The sequence below is a fragment of the Streptomyces sp. a15 genome (assembly GCF_059026085.1).
The window spans coordinates 93525-117723 of sequence record NZ_JBWLKM010000006.1; the positions used below are offsets into that span (position 1 = coordinate 93525).

The following is a 24199-nucleotide window of genomic DNA, read 5'->3' on the forward strand; positions in this document are numbered from 1 at the left end:
CGCACAGGCCGCTGGGCGAGTAAACAAGAAACGAGGCGTCGGCACCCGCAGGACCGCGTTCCACGACCAGCAGAGGACCGCCGCCGAAGCACCGCGCGCGGATCGCATTCGACAGCCACCAGACCCCGCACCGCACGAAGCTGACGTGCGCGGCGCACACGACGGCTAGGCCCAATCCAGCGACAACGCGACATGTCCGATTCGAGGGAAATCGGCGGCCTCAATCTCGGCCTCAGGATCATGCAAACATGACCACCCAGGGCCACCGGGCCCCCACAACTCACTCGATCCTCCAGCAAAGTTGCTGGTCAGCTCGTTTCTCCCCGCGTAGCGCAAAGTGGGGCGGGTGGAACTCGAACCCACGGCCGCCGGATTATGAGTCCTTTGAGGATCTTGGCGGTCCTTGACGATCAACGCTCATACATGACGTTTTAGCAGGTCAGACGAGGTGAGTGGGGTCGATGTTTCACAGCCCTTGTCAGTCTGTTCCTGTCCTTGCGGCCCCAACTCGGCCTCAATGGTGCTCTCCAGGGCCAGACTCCGTGCGGGGCGGGCCATCGCAGCAGCCCGCGCACACGACTCGCAGCAGCCCGCAGCGGATTGCCCTGCACACCTCGTACGCCACGTCACCGAACGCCCGGGTCGCCTTCTCGGCCGGCCGACCGCGCGCCGCCTGCCCTTCGGCGGTCAGGGCGCGGAGCGCGTCCGCCATCTCCGCCGGGGCGGGGTGAGCTGGATGGTGCGCTCCCCGTCGACCGACCAAAGCCGGTATCCGGTCCTCCGCGAGATGCCGGAGAGCGTGCCGAGGGTCGGCTGCCCGGCTGACACCGTCAGCCCGGCCCCTCACAGAGCCTCGAACGCTTGCGTGAACCGGCCAGGGTCGACCACGAGGATGACCTCGATCGGCACGACCGGGACGTCTCGTTCACGTGGCCTGGACCCCGCAGGCGGGCACGACCATCGCTTCATGGCCCGGCTCGCTCTGCGGGCGTTCCATCAGGGCACCGCGGCAGCTTCCGCGCGGAGCAGGGCGACTTCCAGTACGACCAGCAGCGCGTCGCGGACCGAGCCCGTCTTCCGCGCGTCGAAAACGATCAGTGGTACGTCCTCGGCGATGTCCAGTGCCCACCGCACCTCGTCAAGGTCGTGCTCGACTCCGCCGTCGAAGGCGTTGACGGCGACCGCGAAAGGGACGTCCCTGTGCTCGAAGTAGTCCACCGCCGCGTAGCAGTCGTCCAGTCGGCGGGTGTCCACGATCACCAGGCTGCCGAGGGCGCCCTCCACCAGGTCGTCCCACATGAAACCGAACCGGTCCTGACCCGGGGTGCCGAACAGGTACAGCTTGAGTGTCGGGTCGATGGTGACGCAGCCGAAGTCCATGGCGACCGTGGTGGTGGTTTTGCCCGGAGTGTGAGTGAGATCGTCCACTCCCGCTGCGACCTCGGTGATCGCGGCCTCGGTGGTCAGCGGTCGTATCTCGGATATCGAGCCCACGGTCGTGGTCTTGCCGACTCCGAAGCCTCCGGCGATGACCAGCTTGACCGGCGTCGGAGTCTGTTCAGCTCGTGTCACGGAGTGAGTCCCGTGAGTCGGGGACGGCACGGAGACCATCGATAACCCTTCGCAGTACGGAGAGATCCTGGGCAATCGCGGCGTTCGGCCGATGGACCGCCAGATGCCCGGCGACACGCAGGTCCTCGGCCAGCACGCGCACCACGTTGAGGTGCAGTCGCAGTCCGGCAGCCAGTTCCGCCACCGACTGTGGCTGTCGGCAGGCCGCAACCATTTCCTGTTGTTCAAACGTGAGCGAGTGAAGTGCCAGAAGCCCGGCCGAGGTCGACACGACCTGGGTCTCCACCGGCATCGGCGGCACGGTGCCGCCTGCGGACACCCGGCCGGTGGTCAGCAGGAACGGCCGGATCGCGGGGGCACGACCTACCGGCTCCGGTGAGCCTTCGGCGTCCCCTGCCGCCTCGTGTGGTGGTCCGACGACGCCCATCACGGTCCCTTCACGATGTTCCTGTACCCGTTCTCCGGCCCAGGACGGTCAGCGGGCCGACGCCGCGCCGACACTGTTCTTCAGCTCCAGCACCAGTTGGGGGGTGAGCGCGGCCCCGGCCCGGTTGGCGAAGAGGGTCATCTCGTAGGCGATGTTGCCCAGCTTGGCGTCCTCGGAGGTCACCACTCCCAGGACGGCGCCGGAGGCGATGGCCGACACCAGCACATGGCCGTGCTCCAGGTCGACGATGACCTTGTTGAGGCAACCGAGACCGTAGTTGCCGGAGGCGCCCGCGGCGAGGCTCGTCAGACCGGCCACGATCGCGGCGAGCCGTTCGGAGTCGGCCTGGTCGCGCAGCTGGGACACGGCGATCAGCAGGCCGTCGGACGACACCGCGATGGCGTCCACCACGTCGGCCGTCTCCGTGGCGAACCGCTCGAGCAGCCAGGTGAAATCGGCGGCGGCGGCTCTCAGATCGGTTGGTTCCGGCTGCTCGGAACTGCTTTCAGCTGTCGTCGCTGTCACTGCCCGACTCCTTCTTGGATTCCTGGTGCTGAGAGGGCGACGGCCCGGTCAGGGCGCGGGCGCTGTCCTGCTCCGCCCGGCGTACGGCGGCTTCGAACTCGTCGAGTTCCGATCGGACGGCCTGGGCGTCCACGGGCTGCCGTGCGGCCGACGACCTCCGGTCGGCCGGTGAAGCGTTCTGTGCGAGTGTCGCTCCCCGCACTCGTCGGCGCAGCGGCCGGGAGGTCCGTGCGGAGGACGGTTCGTCCGGGGCGATGGTGCGCTCCGCGCCGGTCTGCGCGACGTTCGGTTCCGTGGTGGTGGACCCCGAGCCGGTGGGGGCCACGACGCGCCGGGGGAGCTCACCGCGTGGCGACGGAGCCCCCAGCTGCCGTGTGGGGACGCCGACGGCAGAGGCCGGTACGGCCGACGGCGCCGGTACGGCGGTCTCCTTCCCGGTCCTCGCCGGGAGCGGCGTCACGTTTGCGACCGGGCCCGTGGAAACGGGCTGGGGGAGGTCGACTGGGCTCATGACCGGCAGGAGCGCGGGAGGGATCCAGACAGTGCCGGTGACCCCGCCGCCCGGCGTACGGCTCAGGGTCACCCGCACACCCCAGCGCCGGGCGAGGCTGCCGACCACGAAGAGACCGAGCACCTTGGTCGGTACGAGGTCGAGCCGCTCCCGGCGGATCAGCCGGGCGTTCTCGTCGGCAAGGCGCTCCGCTTTCATACCGAGGCCGTGGTCGATGACCTCGATCAGTGCCCCGCCGTCCTCGGTGACGTCGGCCCCGGGGCGGACCACCACCTCGACGGGCGTGTGGGACGGGGAGAACGCGACCGCGTTCTCCAGCAGTTCGGCGAACATCAGCGTCAGGTCGCCGATGATGTCGGGCACGACGGTGACCTCCGTCTCCGACCGAAGGAAAACCCGCTCGTAGCCCTCGATCTGGGCGAGCGACGCCCGGATGATGTTGGCCAGAGGGATCGGCCGGGACTCGACGCCGCTCTCCCGGATTCCGGCGAGCAGCAACAGGCTGTCGGCGTTGCGCTGGAGGCGTACGGCGATGTGGTCGATGCGGTAGAGCTGTTCGAGGATCTCGAGGTCGGTCTCCTCGCGTTCCATCGTGTCGATCAGATAGAGCTGACGTGTGGTCAGATTGCTCACTCTGCGGCCGACGTTGCCGAACATCTCGGCGACGTTGCGGCGGCTCAGTACCTGTCGCTCCAGCAACTGCACGGCGGTGCTCTGCACTTGGTTGAACACCTCGGCCAGCTCACCGATCTCGTCGCGCACCGGGACCGGGATCGGCCGCGGCCGCAGGGGGGTGGTGTCGTCGGACTCGTCGTCCGCGACCCGGGCGAGTTCCTCGCCCGCCACGTCGACCACCTGCTGGGCGGCGCCCGTCAGGGCCACCAAGGGACGTACGACCGAGCGCCGGACCAGGACACAGAAGGCCAGCCAGGCGACAAAGCCGAGAAGGGCCAGACCGAGCAGGTACAGCGCGCCCCGCAGGGCGTCCGCGGAGACGGCGTCGGCCTGGGTGGCGGTCTGCTCGATCAGCGACCGGGTGATGCCGAGACGGGTTTCGGCCTGCCGGGTTCCGTCGGCGATCGCCTTGCGCAGCTGTGCCGGCGTCGCGTCCTGCAGGGCGCCGGGATCGATCTGCAGCTGCGCGAACTGGGCCTCGATGCCGTTCTGCTCGGCGCTGCGTCCGATGCCGTCCATGCGCAGCACCTGGTCCGGGGTGGCGATCCGCTGGAACCGGGCGGCCTGGTGGTCGTAGAGCCCGCGGGCGTCGACCGCACGGCTGTACTCGGTGAGTGCGTTGGCGTCACGGGTCTGTGCGGAGAACACCGCGCTCTCGAAGGCGGCGTGGGCCGCGTCGGCGCGCAGCACCGTGTCGAGCAGTGTCGTGACCGAGGACGACGAGGTGCTGGAGTAACGATCCAGAGCGAGGCCGTCGATCAGGTAGTCGACCGCAGCAGCGTACGCGGGGTCGATCTCGGCGGCGGCGACGTAGCCCCGTTCGAGCTTCTCACGCAGGACGCCGAGCCCGTGGATGTAGTCGAGCGCCTGCGCCTCCTCGCGCGGCAGGCTTCGGGAGAAAACCGAACGCACGGCGACGACCTGCGCGTGGGTGTTCCGCTGCGCCTGGCGGTAGTCGGTGGTCGGCGGCAGCGGGGCTCCGGGGCGGGCCGCGTCGTACTGCACGGAGAGCAGGAGGGCCTGTCGGTGTTCGGCCTGTACCTCGTTGATGAGCTTCGCGACCTGTTCACTGTCGCGCACCAGGCCCGCGACCCGGTCCGCGTCCCAGGCCTGTTGGGCCTGGCCATAGGCGCCGACGCCGAGGAGTACGCCGACGACCACGATGGGCGCGATCACCAGGACGTTGAGTTTGCGGCGGAACGGCCACCGGTCGAGGACGGTCGCCGTCTTCCGGCGGAACCGCGGACTTCGGTCTTCGCGCCCCGGCGGCTCCGCGACGGGCGGCGGGTTCCCTCTGTTCCCGGACACCCGGGCCTCCTTCGACGTGTTGCTGAGCGGTGGCAGGGGCGTCGTGACAGCCGGACCGCCGTGGCCGGCAGCGGACGTGACACTTTCGCGGCGTTCGCCGCTGAGAGGAGTGAAGCAATCACGCCAAGTGTCCGAAACCGGCTGCGTGAGCGTACTGCGCTCACAGCGGAATGACAGGTTTCAGGTCATTAAGAGATGATTACGAAATACTTACGACGTATCTACGGAGTGTGATACTTCATCCAGAGAGGTACGCGCCTCACCGCAGGCCGCGGGGCGATGTACTGTGCGCGGCGGGGGAATTGACGCGAACCGACCGGTTCAGCATGATCCTCGGCATCGAGCGCGCTGCCGCACCCTCACCCGAGCCACCGCTCGGGGCATCCCTGCCTGCCCGTCGTCGCCGTGGGCCTCTCCTTCCGAGGCGAAGCGGGTCCTCCCGACGGTGACTGGGCGCCGGAGCCGTCGCCGAACCGCAGAGTTCCTCCTCCCCGCCCAGTGCTGCCTGCCCCTCTCACCCCGTGTTGGAGACCCCGTGCACCCCACCCGCAAGGCGGCCGTGACGGCCACCGCCCTCCTGGCCACCATCACCCTCGCCGTCGGCTGCGAGCGCGGTTCCACGACGGCCGAATCCGGCGCCGGGTCCCCCGATGGTGCGTCCAGACCCGGCTGCCCCACCGCCCTTGCCAAGGCCAAGCGGGCCGTCAAGACGGCCGAGGACGTCAACGCCCCCTGGTCCGGACCGACCAGCGGACCCCGGGCCGTCCCGGACCGGACCATCGTCTACATCGCCCAGACGCTGACCAATCCCGGCGTCGAGGGTGTCGCCAAGGGAGTTCAGGAAGCCGCCGACGTCATCGGCTGGCGCGTCCGCACCATCAACGGCCAGGGCACACCCTCCGGACTCACGGCTGCCTTCGACGAGGCCCTCGCCCTCAGACCCGACGGCATAGTCATCGGCGGCTTCGATCCCACCTCGACGGCCGAACAGGTCGAGCAGGCGAACGCAGCCGGCATCCCGCTGATCGGCTGGCACGCCGTCGCCACCCCTGGCCCCAGCGAGAACCCGAAACTGCTCAGCAACATCACCACAAGGGTCGAGGACGTGGCGAAGCTCAGCGCCGACTGGATCATCGCGCGCTCCAACGGCCACGCGGGTGTCGTGCTGTTCACCGACGCCTCGATCCCCTTCGCCAAGCACAAGTCCGATCTGATCAAGAAGGAACTCGCCACCTGCTCCGGTGTCAAGCTGCTGAGCTACGAGAGCATCCCAATCCCCCAGGCCAACAGCCGCACCGTCGAGAGAGTCTCCTCACTGACCGCCCGCCTGGGCGACAGGTGGACCTACTCCGCTGCCATCAACGACCTCTACTTCGACTACGCGGGCCCCGCCTTGCGCGCCGCCGGCAGGGAGGGTGCGGGCGCTCCGTTCAACATCGGCGCCGGAGACGGCGACCCGTCGGCCTTCCAGCGCATCAACGGCAAGGAGTTCCAGGCCGCCACCGTGCCCGAACCGCTGTCCGAACAGGGCTGGCAGATCATCGACGAGTTCAACCGCGCCTTCGCCGACGAGCCGTCCAGCGGATACGTCGCCCCCGTCCACATCACCACCGCGACCAACAGCGGCGGCGCACTGTCCTGGGACTCCGCGGGCTACCGCGAGGCCTACCGCAAGATCTGGGACAAGTAACCCGCACAGCAGACCCTCAACCGGCGGCACCCGCTCAGCGGTGGGATCGAAATCGCCTACACCCCGACCAACCGCTCCTGGCTCAACCGCATCGAGGCCCAGTTCACCGCCCTGCGCTACTTCACCCTCGACGGCACCGACCACGCCAGCCACAAGGAGCAGGGCAGCACGATCCGCCACTACATCATCTGGCGAAACCGCCACGCCGACGACCGGCGTCTACGCGCCCTCGTGGACAAGGCAAACGTTGCCTGATGCGGCACTGGCTTGCCTCGGTACAGAGAGCCCTGGCGCGCCGGTCGTCGGCAGCCTCTCGGCCCGCCCCGGCCACCTCCCCGTCGGATCAGACCGTGAACTCCCGGATCACCACGTTCCGAAACACCGCCTGCCCGTCGATCGTGAACAGCGCCAGTGCGGTGTCGGACGGGTCGGGGAAGGCCTCGGTCGAGTGCACGTACCGGCCGTCGCCGACGAACATCTCGACGGACGTGCGGTCGACGAGGATCCGCAGGCGGACCGTGCCGGCGGACAGGTCGAACGGCGTGCGGCTCTCCTGCCAGCGGCCGGAGGTGTCGGGGCTCACGGTGTAACCGCGGTTGACGAAGGCGTAGTCGCCGTAGACTCCCGCGTCGATGTGCCGCCCACCGTCCGACGACCGCCGCAACTGGAGGCCGGCGCCCGCCAGTTGGTCCCAGGTGATCTCACAGGTCAGCTCGTACGCGGTACCCGTGTGGTCGAGCAGTCGCGTGCCGTCGACCGTGATGTCGCCGAGGTTCACCGTGCGCGACACATGGTCGTCCAGGGCCGCCACCGGCTGGGACGCCAGGTAGTACGTACCCGACGACGTGCGCCTCAGCCGCACCTCGCGGACGATCGAGTCGGTGCCGTTGAAGCCGTCGCACTCGATCGTGGGCGTGGTGTTCGCGTAGTCCCAGTGGTTCATCCAGCCGATCGCATACCGCGCGTCCGGGTCCAGGACCCCGCTCGCGTCACGTTTGTCGAAGGTGACCGCCGCGTACCAGTCCCAGCCGTGGTCCAGCCACTGGGGATCGGACGCGTCGGCGGTGAAGGTCGTACCGTCGAAGGAACCCGTCCAGTACGCGAACGTGCTCGGCCGCCCGGAGCCCTTGCCGTTGGCGCTGACGCCCAGCACCCACTTCCAGGTCCCGTCGTCCGCCCTGATCCGGAACAGGTCGGGGCACTCCAGGACGCCGATGCCGCCCCTGATGAAGCCGCCGACGTACGTCCACGCCCTGAGGTCGGCGGAGTGGTAGAAGCCGACTTTGTCGTTCTCGGCGAGCAGCATCACCCACCGCCCGCGCTCCTCGTCGCGGATCACCTTGGGGTCGCGGAAGTCCCGTACGCCGGGGTTGGGGAGGACCGGGGCCGTGCCGTGGTTGGTGAACGTGCGGCCGCCGTCGGTCGAGTAGTACAGGTACTGCGCCTGGGTGACCTCGTCGGGCGCCATGGTGGCGAGGACGATCACCGCGCCCGCGCCGAAGCCCGCGGTGTTGCCGGTGTCGATCACGGCCGAGCCGGACCAGACGTCGCCGTTGGGAGTCGTGTTCTTCGGCACGGCGATGCCCCGGTCGGTGAAGGAGACGAGGTCGGTGCTGGTGGCCAGGCGCCAGGCGGTGCCGGCCGTCGTGCCGCCCGTCGAGTAGTCGGGGTTGTAGAGGTAGTAGTAGTGGTACTCGCCGTCGATCCAGACCGGGCGCTGCGGGTCGTTCATCCACTGGTCGGGGACCGTGAAGTGGTACTCGGCGCGGTAGCTGCCCGTGCACGCGGCCGTCGCCTCGCGGGGCACCGCCACCGCCGGTCTCGCGAGGTCCGGCAGCAGAACACCGGCGGCGCCGACGGCCGAGGCCGTCAGCAGCGACCGCCTGGACAGTGTCTCCCCTGGGCCGAGCGAACTCCTCTTCATGCCACGCATCGTGCGGCTCCCTTCCCCGACGTCGTCGTCGGGACGCGGCTCATGTTCAACGGAACCGTAGACCTAACTCGTTAAAGGTCAAGCCCTCGCGCACCGGCCGTTCGTCACTTCCCATCCGTACTTCCCATCCGCGCACATCCCTTGACAGAGCCGCAGCGGGGTTCTCATCATCATGAAATCAAACTTCGGCTAACACGAGTTAGGCTCGCCGATGACCGACTCGCTCCTCTCCCGACGGGCCCTGATGCGCTACGGCGCATACGGCGCCGGAGCCACCGCTCTCGCCGGTGTCGCGGCCGGCTGGGACCGCCTCACCGCCGCCGACATCCCCGGCCGCGACGACGGCTCGCTCGTCATCGCCACCCTGGGCTCCGCCTTCAACCCCGAGGCGCAGCGCACCCTGCGCGACGGATTCCGCGAGGTCCACCCCGGCATCAGGATCCGCATCAACCCCGTACAGGCCTACGACTGGTCGGACTTCTTCTCCAAGATCCTCACCCAGATCGCCGCGGGTACGGCACCCGACCTCGTGTACGTCGCCACCGAGGGCGTGCAGCTCTTCGCCCAGCGGCTCGGCGTACCGCTGGACAGGTGGGCGAAGCGGGACGCGGCCGAGCTGCGCACGTACTTCGCCGACGTCCACCCCTCGCTGGTCGAGTCGATGATGTACGAGGGGAGCCTCTACCAGCTGCCGGTCGAGTTCAACGCGGCCGACATGTACCTCAACAGCCGGGTCCTCGAACGCGCGGGTGCCGACCTCCCCGACGACGACTGGACCCACGACGACTTCACCACGCTGCTGCGAGCGATGAAACGCAGCAACGGCGACCGGTTCACCCCGTACTTCTGGACCAACCGGCTGTGGGGCGGAGTGGTCCCCTGGCTCTTCGCCAACGACACCAACCTCCTCACCGAGTCCAAGGCCCCCGGCGGCGACTGGCTCTGGAACTCCTTCTATCCCGAGGCACAGCGGCGCGGCCGGGGCGGCGGCTACCGGTGGACGACACCCCTGGCCGACTCCGACCGCGTCGCCGAGGTCTACGACTACCTCTCCTCCCTCATCCAGGAGGACCTGTGCACCCGGCCGGAGGGCGGCGACGGCCGCAACCTCGTCGGCGTGTTCTCCACCGGCCGCGTCGGTGTCACGCCCGCGGGCGGCTTCTGGGCGGGCGGCCTGCATCAGGCGGGCATGAAACCGGCCGACTACGACGTGCAGTACTTCCCGCGCTGGCGCACCCGGCGTCACCAGTTCGGCGCCGCCGGGTACGCGATGCTGCGCACGTCGAAGATGCGGGACGAGGCCTGGGAGTTCATCAAGTACACCGCCCGCAAGGACGTGATGACCCAGCTCTTCGCGGCCAACCAGACCACTCCGGCCCGCCGCTCCATGGTCGACGAGGCCCGCTACCGGGAGACCGGCCCGGCCCACTGGCAGGTCTTCTACGACACCCTCGACAAGATCCCCACCACCGGCCCGATCCCGGCGCCGCCGCAGGTCAACGAGGTCGAGCAGCTGCTGATCAAGCACACCGGAACCGCCCTTGCGAGCCCCGGCGCGGTGCGTCCCGCGCTGCGCCGGCTGCAGGGGGACCTGGAGAAGGCCATGGAGCGTGAAGTGTGACGAACACCGAGATCAGGCCCGTAGGGCCGGAGCCCGCCCGCACCCGCAAGAGCCGCAGGAACCGCAGGACCGGTCAGACCCGTAAGGCATCCGAGTCCACGGCCGCCACCACCATCCGCACCCGGGGCACCCGCCTCCTCGCCGTACTGTTCCTCGCGCCCACCGTCGTCGGCATCGTCGTCTTCACGGTCGTACCGATCGTCGGCTCGGTCGTCCTCAGCCTCTTCCAGTGGGACGTGATCGACGACCCGCGGTGGGCCGGAGGGGCCAACTACCGGGAGATCCTGACCGATTCGACGGTCCTCGTCTCCTTCCGCAACACGCTCGTCTTCATGGTGCTCGCGGTCGCACTCCAGTTGCTGATCGCGCTCGTGCTGGCGATCGCGGTGAACGGCCGGATGCCCAAGTGGCTGCGGTCCGTGTTCCGTTCGGCGTTCTTCTTCCCGCTGGTGCTGTCCGCCGCGTCCATCTCGGTGGTGATGAAGTACCTGTTCAACCAGGACTTCGGCCCCGTGAACTGGCTCCTCGGCACGGTCGGTATCCCCTCGGTCCCCTGGCTGACCTCGGAGAACGGGGCGATGGCGGCCGTCGTCCTGGCGTACGTCTGGCAGCAGTTCGGCTTCTCGTTCCTGCTGTTCGTCGGCGGCCTGAACAACATCCCGAAAGAGGTGCACGAGGCGGCTTCGCTGGACGGCGCGAGCGGGGTGCGCAAACACCTCGCCATCACCCTGCCGCTGCTGTCGCCCACGCTGCTGGTGGCGTCCGTGGTCGGCATCATCAACGCCCTCCAGGTCTTCGAGCAGCCGTACGTCCTCACGGCGGGCGGTCCCGGCGACTCGACGCGCACGGTCGTGATGGTCATCTACGAGACGGCCTTCGAGCAGCTCCGCTTCGGCGAGGCGTCCGCCGTGGGCGTCCTGCTCTTCGCCCTGATCATGGCGGTCACCGCACTCCAGTTCCGGCTCAGCCGGCGTTACGTCCACTACCAGTGAGCCGGGTGAGTCAGATGAGTACGAGTTCCCTCTCGGGTTCGGTATCGGGTCCGGCATCGGGTTCGATGCCGGGTCCCCGCACGAGCCCCACCGCGTCACGCGTACGGCACGGCCTGGCGCCCTGGGGCCGGATCGCAGGCCTGGCGCTGTGCGCCCTGTTGACGCTCGGCCCGGTCATCTGGACGGTGTCGACGTCACTGCGCACGCCGGCGGAGTCCTTCGACCTGCCGCCGAAGATCATCCCCACGGACCCCACCGTCGACGCCTACCGCGGGGTCTTCGACCAGATCGACGTCTGGCTGTACGCACTGAACTCCACCCTGGTGACAGCGCTGATCGCGGCCGGCCAGATGATCACCGCGGGCCTGGCGGGCTATGCCTTCGCCCGCCTCGAATTCCGCTTCAAGAAGCCGCTGTTCGCGCTGGTCCTGGCCACGATGATGGTGCCGTTGCAGGTCACGATGGTCCCGGTCTTCCTGGAACTGAAGACGATGGGTCTGACCGACACCCTGCTCGGCCTCATCGTCCCGGCCTTCCCGACGGCCTTCGGCACCTTCCTGATGCGCCAGTACTTCCTGGGCATGCCGAAGGACCTGGGCGAGGCGGCGATGATCGACGGCGCGGGTCCGTGGCGCGTCTTCCGGTCGGTGTACGCCCCCTTGGCGGCCCCCGGTCTCGCCATCGTCGGCGTGCTGGCCTTCAACTACCACTGGAACGAGTTCTTCCGGCCGCTGATCCTCGAAACCTCCACCGAGAACCTCACGCTGCCCCTGGGCCTGGTCTCCCTCCAGGGCAACCTCGGCACCGGCTCGATCTCCGTCGTCCTCGCCGGAGTCGTCCTCTCCATGATCCCCGCCGTCGTCGTGTTCGTCGTCGGCCAGCGCCCTCTGCGCGAGGGCATCACATCCGCAGGAGTCAATCGTTGAGTTCCGTGAGCCGGTCGACCGACGCCCACAGCCCGCGTTTCAGGGTCCGCCCGCCGGCCAACTGGATGAACGACCCGAACGGCCCGTTCCGCTGGGGCGATCGATACCACCTCTTCTACCAGCACAACCCCGACGCCCCCGTGCACACGAACGTTCACTGGGGTCACGCCTCCAGCCCCGACCTCGCCCACTGGGACGACCACGGGATCGCCCTGCGCCCCACGCCCGACGGCCCGGACGAGGCGGGCTGCTGGTCCGGCTGCGTGGTGGACGACGGTGGTGTACCGACAGCGGTGTACTCCGGGATCGACCACGACCACCAGGGCCTGAGCGCGATCTGTCTCGCCGTGACCGAGGACGACGACCTCCAGAAGTGGAAGCAACTGCCGGTGCCGGTGGTCGCCGGCCCACCACCCGGTCTGGACGTGACGATGTTCCGGGACCCTTTCGTCTTCCGCTTCGCCGGACGCCGCTGGGCGCTGATGGGCGCCGGCCACGCCGACGGCACCCCGTCCGTCCTGGTGTACGACTGTGAGGACCTGTACGACTGGCGGTTCGCCGGGGTCCTGCTGGACGGCCGGGACCCGGCGGCGGCCCGCGCCTTCGGCAAGCGGGCGATCGGCTGGGAGTGCCCGCAGTTGTGGGCGACCCCCGGGGGCGACTGGGTGCTGGCGGTGGCCCTGTGGGACGGCGACCCGCTGAGCACCGCGTACGTCACGGGCCGTCTGGTGGAGCAGGCGGACGGTGGGCCGAGGTTCGCGGCCGGTACGGGCGGCGGCCCGCTGGACCTCGGCCGTGACTTCTACGCCCCCTCCGTCCTCCAGGACACGGAGTCCGGCCGCGCCCTGCTCTGGGGCTGGTCCTGGGAGTCACGCCCGCCCGAGGAGGTGGACCGCACGGGCTGGTCCGGCGTCCTCACGGCACCCCGGGTGATGGACACCCACGAGGACGGCACGCTACGGGTCGTACCGGCTCCGGAGCTCGAACTACTGCGAGCGGCCGTCCCGTTCACGACCGCACCAGGACCGCACCGGCCACTCCCCCTCGCGTACGACCTGCTGGTGACCGCCCGCTCAGCGGCGACCGTGAGTCTGCTGCGGGCCACGTCCGGGGCCGAACTGACCGTGCGGCTCGATCCGGCGTCCGGCACGGTGACCCTGGACCGCACGGCCTGGCCACGCTCCCGCCCGGACGGCACGGCCCCCCTGGTCCTGCCGACCCCGCCGGGCGAGCCCCTCACCGTACGGATCCTCGTGGACGGCTCCCTGCTGGAACTGTTCGCGGGTGACCGGGCGACGGCCACGGAACGGGTGTACCGACGGGACGACGACATCGCGGAGCTGACCGTGCGGGGGACGGACGTCGAGGTCACGGGCTGGGAGCTGGTCCCACCGAACCCCGCGTGACGACGGGGCACTCCAGCCGCCGGGTGGTGACCGGCGGCGCGGTCCCGCTGTCGATGGCGTCCAGGAGCAGGCGGACGGCCGTCTCTCCCATCGCGCGATGGGGCAGAGCGACCGTGGTGAGGGGCGGGCTGAGGAAAGCCGCCATGTGTTCCTGGTCGTCATAGCCGACGACGGACAGCTCGGCGGGCACGTCGAGGCCCAGGCGCGCGGCGGCGTGGAGGACGCCCGTGGCGACCCGGTCGTTGTAACAGACGATCCCCGTGGGCCGCCGGTAGGCGGGAACACCGTCCAGCAGCCGCAGCGCGCCCTGGTACCCGGCGGCGATCTCCCCTCCCGTCCGCAGGATCCAGTCCTTCTCGGCGGTCAGCCCCACCGTCCGCAGCACGTCCCGGAAGCCGCGCAGCCGTTCCGCGGTCGCGATGTCGTCCAGACCGCCCACCAGGGCGACACGGCGGTGGCCCGCGTCGACAAGGACGCGCGCGGCGCTGCGGCCACCGGCCCGCTCGGCGGGGATGACGGCCGGGAGGGAGCCGTCCTCGGGGAGACAGTTGGCGAGCACGGCGAACGTGCGGTGCAGCCCTTCCGGGACTCGGGCGCGGCGCAACGACAGCGCGGCGTAGATGATCCCGTCGACCCTCCGGTCGAGCAGTTCGGCGACAGCCGCGTCCTCGGCGACCGGGTCCTGCCCGGAGTCGACGGTGAGCACCAGGTGCTCACTGCTCCACGCCATGTCCATGGCCCCGCGCAGCAGCCGCCCGGCGAACGGCGAGGTGGCGATCGCGTCCGTGACCAGACCGATCACGGCGGTACGACGCCGGCGCAGGCCACGGGCGACCGCGTTCGGCCGGTAGCCGAGCTGTTCGGCCGCCTTGCGGATCTTCTCCTGCGTCTCGGCGGAGAGGTTGCCCTGGGCACGCCCGTTGAAGACGAAGGACACGGCCGTGTGTGACACCCCGGCAAGCCGGGCGACATCCCGCGAGGTCGCCCGCTCAGCCCCGCCACCCCGCGTCTTCTCGACCCCGCCCATGCCTCGTCCCCGCCGACTTCGCCTGATCAGGCAAAGCCTACCCGCGGGAGATGGTGCGGAGCCCGCCGCCGCAGACCGAATGGGACACCGCGGTGGAACAGCCGCTGCCCTCGGCACGCCGGGGTGCAGGTCGCCGTGCCCTCAACGAGACTCGGCCTCGACCGCCCCCGACAACCGTCGAACTCTTCGACCGCATGCTGACGCCGGACCGGCGGGCGCTCGACGTGCTGAGGGTTGAAGTGCGCACCGGAGACGGGACCGAGAAGGCACGCCCGCGCCGTCGGGGTCTACCGCCTCAACGCAGCAGCAGAGCCGACCAGAACACGCCTCACCAGCTACGTTTCCGGGCTCATATGTGCAGGTCAGAAACGTTTCCGCAGGTCATCAACCTGCGCAGGTGGGGCGGGTGGGACTCGAACCCACGGCCGACGGATTATGAGTCCATTGGGGATCTTGGCGGCCCTTGCCGATCATTGCCGATTCACGCCGTTCTTGCAGGTCAGACATGCTGATCCGTGTCAGCCCTGTGCAGTGCTTGTCGGTCTGTTCCTGTCCTTGTGGCCCCTCAATGGCCCCTGGGGCGAATGAGTTGGACGCCTACCACAGCAGCAGCCGCGTCCGCCCAGTTCAGCCAGAGGGATAGAAACCTCGCACAGCGGATTTCCCTTCCAACGCGCGGAGGCTCCGCCCCTCGACTCGGGGCGGAGCCTCGATAGCCGTTTCCGCAGGCCAGACGTCTACGCGCAGCTTAGTCGAGTTCAGACACAACGAGGTTCCCACGGCTTCCATCTCGGCACTGGCAACGCGGCGCCCCTGCCGACTACTCCAGATCGGGGGGCAGCCCTACGCGGCACTCTCGGCTTTGGCGTCGCTGGATGAAGTCGCCGGCGTCTCCGTAACGGGGGCAAGGCTTCGCTTCTTCCCCGCGCCAGTAGCCTTGGCTTGGACGTACCAGCCAGCCTTGATTGCCCTCCGGGTCTTTTCCGTTAGCCAGGAACAGTCGTCGGCCTCGTGCTTGTCCGTGTGCAACAACGCCAACAGTTCAAGAAGCCGATCAGCCCGGTTTAGGTAGTAGTCGGCCTGCTCGGAGGCCACAGCACCTGTGCGATTTGCCCAGTACAGGTCAACGTCGAACTTCTCGATGTCGCAGAAGTCCTTCCCGAAGATGCCGCCAACCTCCTCCTTCGCCCATTGGGTTTCGAAGCGCGCGATGTCACTGGCGGTCTCCCCCACCTGCCGGGCCAGATCTTCCCGCGACATGTCCATGTTGAGTCCAGCGGCGATGAGTACGCCTTGCGCACTCTCGATTTCTCGCGACATGGCTTGGAGGTAGACGAGCATGCCCCGGATCCACGGCCTGGCAGTCTCTGCTGCACGGGCACGCTTCTGTGTCGTCAGTGCCTCACTGAGATATGCGCCCAGGTTGTCGAGAGACCAAGAGATCGAGGCGTCAAGGGCACGTGGCACAACTGATGTCTCGTCATCGGAACTCGTGATAGTCGAAGTCATGTCCAGCCTCCGGGATATGCGAAGTCGTGGAGACCAACGAGCAGAGCCATGTCCCGCGGCGCTTGATCACGAGATTCATCCGGACGCAGTACAGCGTGGCTCCTGGCTTACGTGCTGTCACATAACTGCCCTTGCGCGCTGAAGAGTAGGGACGTGGATGCTGCTCCGCAGAGGGGCGGTCCATGAGTCCATCGCCGTGCTCGTGGAGCCGCCACCGTTCGTGGGCAGCGAAAGTCACGGGGAAGCTCCAAGCCTCGATTGGTAGGCGTCAGCCGCAGCACTCAGCTCATCTAGGTAGTGCAGCAAGGCCGTCGGGTCGGAGTTCACTACTGCGAGATGGGCCATTGTCCTCACGACCGTCAGGTCGTCCAAGGAGGACACCCATGCCCTGACCGTTTCGGGCCGTGCCTCCACCGGCGGCATAGAGAGGATTTCCGGAAGAGCGCGGCGGGCCTGCGTGGCCTGGATGCTCAGAGTGCCCCGCTCCGTTGCGGGCGTAGTGCCTGCCGACAGGAGTGCGCGCCGGAGATCGCTGTGCCCAATCGCGATGTCGAGCTGAGGTGGGATCGGGGTGTTCTGCCGGGACCCGGTGACGAGGATGGGTATGGCCGTCGTCCGGACCCAGTCTTCGAGGTAGCCGAGTTCCTTCACCGCAATGTTCCAGACCCCGGTATGAGGACGCTGAAGGCAGACGGGCGGGACGATCGAGAGCTCGATCCTGGCGTTGCGGGGGACGCTGGCCAGGACGGCTCCAGGCTGGAGACGAAGGCCGTGGCCGGGCTGTGGGTTGCGTTCCAATGGGAGGGCGACGGTGAGGTCGGGGTGCTGACGGTCGGGGTAGACGGCGCCGAGTCGGACGGCAGCGACGGCCGGCGTACGGTGCTTTGCCAAGTTGGTGTGCTCGGCCAACAGCCGCAGCGGATGGTCGTCGAAGTCGCGCCGCTGGAAGGGCTGAAGTACCCGAATGCGCTCGGCAAGCACAGCACCGGCGGCAAGCGGGGACAGCTGGCTCCGGCGCCCGTGTGCGAGCCAGGTGTCGAAGCGGGCCGGCTCGGTACAGGCGGGCATCTCGATACATCGCGCCTCCTGATCGGTCAGCGGGCGCTGTAGGAGGTGCTCGACCTCGGCGTACAAGGTGTGCTCCAGGGCGGCGCGGAGCTGGGTGAGGGCGTCCGCAACCAGGCGGGGCATCAACTCGGGTATCGGTGCGATAGCGGTCACCTTGATGTGAGCCCGGTCGTCGTGCACCACCTCGGTCAGGGTCAACGGGTCCTGGTCGGTGTAGTCGTGGACGATCCGCGTGACGTGATCGATCAGCTGGTCCACATGAGCCAGGGTGGGCACCACGTGCAGTTGGTGGTCAGGCAGCCAGTCGTAGTCGGCGGCAGAAGTCCTCATGGCCAGGAGCGTAGCCCCGTCGCCTAGGCCATAGCCTTGGATGTGCTTGGCGGCCGAGGCGCTTGCACGGTCCCAGGTGCCGCTGTTCCGCCCAGCGGTGCATCATGCCAAAGGTGGTGAAGATCTTCCGAGCGAAGAGACTGACGCTCCTCATTCGAGATCCGGATATGCCAGTCGGCCGCCCCGCTGCTGGGGAAGCCTTGTTATCGGAAAAGCATGATGCATCAGGCGAACGGGCGACCTAGCATCGCGGACATGGCAACACCCCTTCCGCTGAAGGTCTATCTCGACCTGAACCACTGGTATGCCCTAGGAGACGCACTCGCGGGCACATCCAAGAACCCCGACCATGTCTTGGCTCTCAAGCAGTTCCGCGGCCACGTCGAGCGGGGCGAGGTCGTCTTTCCGCTCTCGTCCGTCCACTACATGGAGTTGACCGAGAATCCCCGGGGCGCCTACCGACAGCGGGCGGCGGACGCGATGGCCCTGTTGTCGAGGTTTGTGACCATAGCGCCCGATTTCAAGATCCTTGATGGGGAACTGGCGCAGGAGCTCCACCGTCGCCTCGGGCGCCCCGCCTTCCCGGTGAAGGTGACCAAGTTCGGTATCGGCGTGGGTTTCGCGTTCGGTGAGGCGGGTCGGATGGCGTTGAAGGGGGTCACGGAGGAGAACCGCCCGGAGCTGGAGGCTCGCCTGGGGATGTCAGTGTCGGAGTTCGAGGCCTCAGTCAACGTCTTCACCGAGTACGAGATCCTGAGGGGGCCGCCGGAAACACTGCGGTCCGCGGGGTCGACTTATGACCCCTATGCAGCCCGGCGTATCGCAGACGCTCAGCTTGCCGACTTCAGTGTCATGATCAACACGCTGCGCACAGTCCCGGATATCGCCAAGCAGCCGATGGACGCCATTTGTGCCCGCCACCTCGGCTGCGACATCATCGACAACTACACCCGTGCGCTGATGAGTGCCGGCTTCGTGAAGCGGACCCCATTTCACACGCGGGCCGAGTTCACCGACTTCCTGACGGCACTTCCCTCCCGCAAGGTCGTCACGAAGATGCACTTCCACTACCTCAAGGACGTGCACCGGAACTGGACGATCAACGATCTGCGTGATATCGCCGCGCTATCGATCGCCATTCCCTACTGCGATGTGGTCGTCACGGACAAGAAGGCGTGGGATACCGCGGTCAACCGTGCCCACCTCGACAAGGACTTCAACACAGCGATCTTCAGCAACCTCACCGATCTTGCCAAGCATCTGGCGGTCTGACCCCCCTGCACCGGGCGCGGTACGGATGAGCCGTCTGGAGCGTGAACACGGGTCAACGCACCCTGCGTTCCGCGCCCGAACGGATCCGGCAGCCGACGGTGCCGTGCCCCCACAAGCTAGCCCGCCGGGCGACCCGGCTCCACGAACCGGTCGATGCTGGCATCCCGGGCCCATTTACCGTCGGGCCAGATCAAGTCCGCCCCAATGTGCCGAGCGAACGCGCGGAGCTCCCCTCCAGGATCACGCGGCACAAGGAGACCTGCGTAGCAGACGCTAACAGCGCCGGGCGGTAAGCAGGTTACGACTCGCCCGACCGCATCCCGCCGGGACTCCGCCCCGATCTTGGCGCGGCTTAATCGGTATGCCGCTGGTTCCGCTGTTCCCAGATACTGGAACAGGCGGTCAAGAAGAGAGAACAGGTGATGAAGATGGAGGCCCGTGTCAGGGAGGCCTTGGACGACGCCTCGACCGACTTCGTCTCCTACGAACAGTTGCTGGAACGCTTCATCAGAGCCGTGAACGAGGCGGGTCTGCAGAATGAGGGAGAGGCCATCGCCCTGTGGGCCGCCTTCAGCTTCCACCGCAACGAGCAGAAGAGCTTCACCGGTAGCTACGCTGGGACCAATCCAGGCGATCCGTGGTCGACCGATCCGCGTGAGATTCCGGCGGATGTGCTGGCGGTGTGGGCCTCGTATGCAACTCATGCCCGTCATCCCGGGGTGCGGGCCCGGCTGCACCACTTGCTGTGGGAGGCTCGGAAAAGCGGTGCCTTTCAGCATGCCAGGCAAGCGATCGAGGCCTATCGGGATGCGGCGGCCGAGTTCCTCAGCGCGCCCGAACAGGATTCCGGGTTGGTGGAGGCGTGCGACTGCTTGACTGTCGCCCAGGACTTGGCCGCGTCTCTGAGGCAGACCGCGCTTGAGGACAGCGTGCGTGACGCCATGAAAGACCTCGTGACTGCGATGCTCGACGAGCGGGTCGACGCCCCGGGCATGGTCTTGCAGCTGCTGCGGGCTCTCAGCGTGAGGCGGCCGACCGACGAAGGCGTACGGAGCCTTCTGGACAGGGCGTGCGGCCGGTACGCGTCGGACGCTTTCTTGCTCGTTGACCTGCTGGAACTGTGCCGGGCCATGGAGACGGACGAGGCGGCGCGCACGGACCTCGACCGCCGTATCATCACAACGGTCTTGGACGATGCCGAGCGATTCCCGGGCTTCGTACGCATCGACCGTCTGAGCACGGCGGCAACCATGGCCCGAGAGCGGGGGCTGACGGACCTGCACGACTTGGCGATCCTGCGCATGCAGCGTACCGATCCCGACGATCTCGGCATGTCACGCTTCGAGGAGACCATCCACGTGCCCAAGGCCGTGCTCGATGCCTACACCCAGTGGGTGTCAGGTGCCTCCACCCTCGGTGAGGCACTGGGAAGACTGGCCGCTCTCCCCTCTCCGGCCGGCACCTCCGCCAACGCTCGGACGGCCGCGCAACGAATCGCCCAGTCTTCAGTCGTCCTCTCCCTCGCCGCCACCGTGCGGATCAACCCGGTGGGGCCGGTCCCGGTCGCGCCGGCCACAGCGGATCCGCTGGCAGATCACGCAGCGCAGTGGCGGCTGGTGTCCATGGAACTGACGGGGCTGGGCGTTGCGGCCGCGCTGGACCAGATCGGGGAACGCTTCAATCCCGACGAGGACACACTCGCCCGGCTGCTCACCCATCCCCCAGTGGTGTCGGCTGGCCGCGCCCGCAGGATGGCCTTGGCGCTGCTTCACTACTGGAGGCAAGAGCACACTGCCGCCTACGCTTTGGCGCTTCCGCGGGTTGAAGGACTGCTGCGTGAACTGCTGCGCCAACAGGACGTACTCGTTGTGCGTGTCGCCCAGGGTGACACGCGCGGAGGAGCCAGCCTGCTCGGCACCCTGATCGACCGCATGACCGAGGCGGGGCTCGACCCTGACTGGCAGGATTTCCTGCGACTGCTGCTGACGGATGGCACGCGCGGCATGAATCTGCGGAACGAAGAACTGCACGACCTCGCCGACGACGAGCCCCAGCCCCATCGCGTCGCTCTCGTACTGCTCGCCGGCCTCTACCTGATCTCCCAGGCCCACCAGCTGGACGCACTCGAGACAAACGATCCACAGGACGGCTGAATCCCGAAAAGGGCCGCCCCAGGCCTCTGTTGCCTAGGGAGCGCGGCACGGGCCGCGCTCCCTGGTCGAGTCGTACGTAGTCAGGTGGAGCTGGCCTTCGGGCGGCGCTTGGGGGTGCGGCTGCGGGGACGCCGTTTTGCGCCGGGATCGGCCTCGGCTGCCGGTTGGTCATCCGCTTCCCCGCTGAGCTCGCCGGAGGGCCTCGGCTCCGAGGCGGAGTCTGTTTCGGGCTCGAACCTCGGGGGCTGCGTGACTTCGGGGTCGGGTTCTTCGGCGGGTGACGGGGCTCCCTCCTGGACCTCGTCAGCTGCGGGGTTTTCGGCCTGCTGGTCACCGTCGGGCGTTGGGGTTGGATCGAACTCCATCGCCGCATCGTTGTCGGCGACGGGGCCAGATTCGGTGTCGGTAGTGGGCTCGGCGTCTTCACCGACGTCGGACGGCGTCGTGTGGGCGTCGGGGCCGCAGTCGCGAAGCGAGGTGCCCGTGGCCGGCGGGGCTTCATCCATCACCTGCGAGAGTGCGCTCTCAAACAGGTGTATCCATGGCCGGTGGCCGACGTAGCGGGGTTTGTAGTCGAAGGCGGGGAGGAGTTCGTCTTCGAGGGTTCGCAGGATGATGTGGTCTGGATCTTCGTCGGTTTCGGTGACGAGGGTGGTCGCCTTGTTGTAGCGGTGCCCTTCAGCCAGGCGTGCGGTGAGTTGGGCTTCGCGGAGGGCATGGTCGGCCAGGGTGGCGTCGTCGGGGAGCGGGGTTGCGGCGCTGCCGGTGATCCAGAGTTGGACGGTGGTTCCGCCGAAGATGGGACGGAAGCTGATGCCTCGTCCGTCGCTGTAGACAAGGTGGGCTGCGCCGTCGGCGGGCGCAGCGGTGTCGATCACCCAGTCGCCGCCGAGGCTTTGAGCGAGGTTGGCCGCGGCTTCTCGGACTGCGGCGTCGGTAATGAGCATGTGTGGTTCTCCAAGAGGTCTGCGGGTGAAGTGGGGCCCGCCCCTGCCGGGGCGGGCCCGGTATGGCTATGCGGGGCGTACTTCGTCGCCGTCGTCGAGGAGCATCGAGAGGGTGGAGCCGCTGTCCCAGCTCACGGAGAGGATGGAGAGGTTGGCGTCGAACCGGTGGACGGTGCCTTCGTCGCCGGGCTTGAGTTCGGTGTGCGAGTCGGTGGTGTGTACGAGGGCGATGCGGTCGCCCTTTTTGTAGGTCATCTGCGCTCCAGTCGTGATGTGTTGGGGAAGTCGTGGTGGGCCGCCGACTGGCCCCGCCGAGTGACGGGGCCGTTGGTGGCCGCCTGCTAGGCGTCGTGGTCGCATGCCTCGGTCGGGCAGGCTCCGCAGTCGAAGCAGTGGTCGCAGGCGCAGGCGCCGCAGCCCGGCTCCTGGCACCGGACGTCGTGGCTGCGGCAGTACGGGAATGTGAACGGTGGCTTTTCCATGACTCCCCACCCCTTCTGGTTCTATTCTATATGCAGTCGGGGAGGAGTTCAAGATCACATAAGGCGATTTCCGCAGGTCAGGCTGCTACATCGCGTATCAGAGCTTCGACCTTCCGGATGGCCGCGAGGAAGACAGCCTGCGAGTGCAGTCGATCGCGCCGTTCCAGGGACTCCAATGCCTCCCGGGCGGCCCTGGCGGGCACGTTGCCTTCGTGCAGGGTGTCGCCGCACCCGATGAGTACGTGCGGGCCGAGGTCCCAGAGGATCGCGTTGACGGCGGCGCCCGCCGCCGCGAGGGGGTCGATGTCAGTCAGCGACCATCCGAACTGGTGCGGGTCGATGCCGCGTTCGCGCATGACCTGTACGGCGGCGCGGTACATGCCACCGGTCCCGCCCGCGGGCTCGTCGAACTTCATGCCGGGCTCAAGCGGCATGTCGTCGAGCAGCATCCTGGCCATCAGGTAGGCGACGTCCGGCGGTGTGTGTATCTCCGCGAGTGCATCGTGAGCGCCCTCGGAGCGCATGACGGCAAGCAGGGTTCCGATCACGTCGGTGGTGGAGCGGAGATCGGGGTCATCGCTGGCGGTCAGATGCAGGAGCCCGTTGGTGAGCGCGGCCTCGACAACGGCTCGTACGGCAGTGGCTCGCCGAGCATCGGGTTTCTCGTCGTCGACCCACTTGTGGAGAGGTGTGGCTCGGTCGATGAGGTCGGGTCGCATGATCCACATGCGGGCCCAGCACTCGCGGAAGGCGGCCAGCAGCTCGGTGTCGTCGAGGCTGAGCCACCAGTCGGCGGCGAGGTGGGCGTCCGGGCCGCGCAGGGGCCACAGGGCGAGTGCGGCGACCGTGCCGATGGGGATTTCGATGCTGCTCCCCCCGTGCGCGTGGTGCCAGGCGTAGCTGACGGCTTCCGCGATCTCGAACGCGTGCGCGTGCGGGTTGCTCTGCGCCGGGCGGTAGTGACCCAGCTTTGGCTTGACGACCGCCAGGGAAGGGCGAGGCGTGGCGGCGGGCATGGTCACGGGCGCAGGGGCCGGCGGCAGGTCGGTGAGGTACTTGCGGGTCAGGGCGGCAGGGGTGCGCGGCGCGGGTGGCTGGTCTGGCTCTTCAGGGTCGGCGAACAGATCGAGTTGGCTCATGCTGGTCCTCCTGGCTCGTGGGTCTGCGTGCGGCGTCACGTGTCGGCCTGCCGGGGTGCAGGCCGACACGTGTCGCCGTCAGGGGGCGTGCTGGATGCGGCGCAGCAGGACGGCGGCTTCCTCGGTGCGTCCGGCGTCGACGAGCGCGGCGTGCTGGAGCAATTCCGTCAGGTCCTCTGCGGTGAGCTGTGCGAGGACGTCGGTGAGGCTGAGGTGCCGCATGTCTGCGGATCGGTAGGGGTAACCGGTCGCGATGGTGAAGACCAGTCCGGGTATGAGCCGGTCGGTGTGCTCGTCGGCGAGGCCGAGTTGGCGGCCAACGCGGTGGATGGCGTCCGGGTCGCCGAGGATGGCGTTCGCCGGTACGGCCTGATGGGCGAGCCTGGTGGTCTCCATCTCCCGGTCGAGATAGGCAGTCCAGGTGAGGCGGGCGTCGGCGTCCCGGCCAGCGGCCGTCAAGGTGGCGGCGATGAGCAGGGCCTTGAATCGATCGCTCTTGAGCGCCAGGCCGAGGTATTCGGCGGGTGTGATGCCGGCGTTGACGATCGCGGGGTGGTGGGCCTGGGCGCGGAAGAGGCCGAGGGCGGCGCGCAGCGCGCGAGCGGCGGCGTCCGGGTGAACACCCAGTTCCTCGGCGACGCGGACGGACACGGTGTGCAGAGCGGTCGGACTCATGTGGTCTCCAG

19 protein-coding genes and 1 pseudogene are annotated in these 24199 nt (G+C 68.2%); 8 read left to right on the forward strand and 12 right to left on the reverse strand.

What is annotated here, in order from left to right; translation table 11 throughout:
• Window positions 1-996: 996 nt before the first annotated feature.
• Genes AC5P09_RS09345 through AC5P09_RS09360 form a run of 4 tightly spaced genes read right to left on the reverse strand, consistent with a single transcriptional unit; the run spans window position 997 to window position 5018 of the window.
• Window positions 997-1611: a GTP-binding protein gene (locus tag AC5P09_RS09345; protein ID WP_493873380.1), complete on the reverse strand. Its 615-nt coding sequence runs from the start codon at window positions 1609-1611 to the stop codon at window positions 997-999.
• Window positions 1559-1999, reverse strand: a complete 441-nt coding sequence (locus AC5P09_RS09350) for a DUF742 domain-containing protein (RefSeq protein ID WP_493873381.1) — start codon at window positions 1997-1999, stop codon at window positions 1559-1561. The genes AC5P09_RS09345 and AC5P09_RS09350 overlap by 53 nt, the downstream gene beginning before the upstream one ends.
• A gap of 48 nt (window positions 2000-2047) precedes the next feature.
• On the reverse strand, window positions 2048-2524 hold the full coding sequence (locus AC5P09_RS09355; protein WP_493873382.1) for a roadblock/LC7 domain-containing protein: 477 nt from the start codon (window positions 2522-2524) through the stop codon (window positions 2048-2050).
• Window positions 2505-5018, reverse strand: a complete 2514-nt coding sequence (locus AC5P09_RS09360) for a sensor histidine kinase (RefSeq protein ID WP_493873383.1) — start codon at window positions 5016-5018, stop codon at window positions 2505-2507. The genes AC5P09_RS09355 and AC5P09_RS09360 overlap by 20 nt, the downstream gene beginning before the upstream one ends.
• A gap of 535 nt (window positions 5019-5553) precedes the next feature.
• On the opposite strand from AC5P09_RS09360, the gene AC5P09_RS09365 reads away from it, so the two are divergent.
• Complete coding sequence (locus AC5P09_RS09365; RefSeq protein ID WP_493873384.1) at window positions 5554-6708, forward strand: substrate-binding domain-containing protein; 1155 nt, start codon at window positions 5554-5556, stop codon at window positions 6706-6708.
• A gap of 45 nt (window positions 6709-6753) precedes the next feature.
• Window positions 6754-6963: pseudogene (locus tag AC5P09_RS09370) on the forward strand (IS630 family transposase); the annotation flags it as partial.
• A gap of 88 nt (window positions 6964-7051) precedes the next feature.
• Here AC5P09_RS09370 and AC5P09_RS09375 read toward each other — a convergent pair.
• Complete coding sequence (locus tag AC5P09_RS09375) at window positions 7052-8632, reverse strand: glycoside hydrolase family 32 protein (protein WP_493873385.1); 1581 nt, start codon at window positions 8630-8632, stop codon at window positions 7052-7054.
• Between the two features lie 220 nt (window positions 8633-8852).
• Between AC5P09_RS09375 and AC5P09_RS09380 the strand changes: the two genes are divergently transcribed.
• The 4 genes from AC5P09_RS09380 to AC5P09_RS09395 all read left to right on the forward strand — a co-directional run bounded on the left by AC5P09_RS09380 (window position 8853) and on the right by AC5P09_RS09395 (window position 13586).
• A complete protein-coding gene (locus AC5P09_RS09380; RefSeq protein WP_493873386.1) occupies window positions 8853-10262 on the forward strand; it encodes an ABC transporter substrate-binding protein in 1410 nt (469 codons plus the stop codon).
• Complete coding sequence (locus AC5P09_RS09385) at window positions 10259-11254, forward strand: carbohydrate ABC transporter permease (protein ID WP_493873387.1); 996 nt, start codon at window positions 10259-10261, stop codon at window positions 11252-11254. Before AC5P09_RS09380 ends, AC5P09_RS09385 begins: the two co-directional genes overlap by 4 nt.
• Before the next feature lie 65 nt (window positions 11255-11319).
• A complete protein-coding gene (locus tag AC5P09_RS09390) occupies window positions 11320-12180 on the forward strand; it encodes a carbohydrate ABC transporter permease (RefSeq protein ID WP_033327945.1) in 861 nt (286 codons plus the stop codon).
• A gap of 5 nt (window positions 12181-12185) precedes the next feature.
• Window positions 12186-13586, forward strand: a complete 1401-nt coding sequence (locus AC5P09_RS09395; protein WP_493873517.1) for a glycoside hydrolase family 32 protein — start codon at window positions 12186-12188, stop codon at window positions 13584-13586.
• On the opposite strand, the gene AC5P09_RS09400 is transcribed toward AC5P09_RS09395, so the two are convergent.
• The 3 genes from AC5P09_RS09400 to AC5P09_RS09410 all read right to left on the reverse strand — a co-directional run bounded on the left by AC5P09_RS09400 (window position 13549) and on the right by AC5P09_RS09410 (window position 17448).
• Window positions 13549-14613, reverse strand: a complete 1065-nt coding sequence (locus AC5P09_RS09400) for a LacI family DNA-binding transcriptional regulator (protein ID WP_493873388.1) — start codon at window positions 14611-14613, stop codon at window positions 13549-13551. The two genes, AC5P09_RS09395 and AC5P09_RS09400, sit on opposite strands and share 38 nt — an antisense overlap.
• Window positions 14614-15456: 843 nt before the next feature.
• Window positions 15457-16122, reverse strand: a complete 666-nt coding sequence (locus AC5P09_RS09405; protein ID WP_493873389.1) for a hypothetical protein — start codon at window positions 16120-16122, stop codon at window positions 15457-15459.
• Window positions 16123-16356: 234 nt separating this feature from the next.
• On the reverse strand, window positions 16357-17448 hold the full coding sequence (locus AC5P09_RS09410) for a hypothetical protein (protein ID WP_493873390.1): 1092 nt from the start codon (window positions 17446-17448) through the stop codon (window positions 16357-16359).
• A 327-nt stretch (window positions 17449-17775) separates the two neighbouring features.
• On the opposite strand from AC5P09_RS09410, the gene AC5P09_RS09415 reads away from it, so the two are divergent.
• Window positions 17776-18792, forward strand: coding sequence for a hypothetical protein (locus AC5P09_RS09415; protein ID WP_493873391.1), 1017 nt, complete (start codon window positions 17776-17778; stop codon window positions 18790-18792).
• 422 nt (window positions 18793-19214) lie between these two features.
• Window positions 19215-20945, forward strand: coding sequence for a DUF7380 domain-containing protein (locus AC5P09_RS09420; RefSeq protein ID WP_493873518.1), 1731 nt, complete (start codon window positions 19215-19217; stop codon window positions 20943-20945).
• A gap of 80 nt (window positions 20946-21025) precedes the next feature.
• On the opposite strand, the gene AC5P09_RS09425 is transcribed toward AC5P09_RS09420, so the two are convergent.
• The 4 genes from AC5P09_RS09425 to AC5P09_RS09440 all read right to left on the reverse strand — a co-directional run bounded on the left by AC5P09_RS09425 (window position 21026) and on the right by AC5P09_RS09440 (window position 24188).
• Window positions 21026-21892: a hypothetical protein gene (locus AC5P09_RS09425; protein ID WP_493873392.1), complete on the reverse strand. Its 867-nt coding sequence runs from the start codon at window positions 21890-21892 to the stop codon at window positions 21026-21028.
• A gap of 66 nt (window positions 21893-21958) precedes the next feature.
• Window positions 21959-22147 carry a DUF4314 domain-containing protein gene (locus tag AC5P09_RS09430; RefSeq protein ID WP_493873393.1) on the reverse strand — a complete coding sequence of 63 codons (189 nt, stop codon included), beginning with the start codon at window positions 22145-22147 and terminating at the stop codon, window positions 21959-21961.
• Between the two features lie 304 nt (window positions 22148-22451).
• On the reverse strand, window positions 22452-23513 hold the full coding sequence (locus AC5P09_RS09435; protein ID WP_493873394.1) for an N-6 DNA methylase: 1062 nt from the start codon (window positions 23511-23513) through the stop codon (window positions 22452-22454).
• 78 nt (window positions 23514-23591) lie between these two features.
• Window positions 23592-24188, reverse strand: coding sequence for a hypothetical protein (locus tag AC5P09_RS09440; protein ID WP_493873395.1), 597 nt, complete (start codon window positions 24186-24188; stop codon window positions 23592-23594).
• Window positions 24189-24199: the final 11 nt, after the last annotated feature.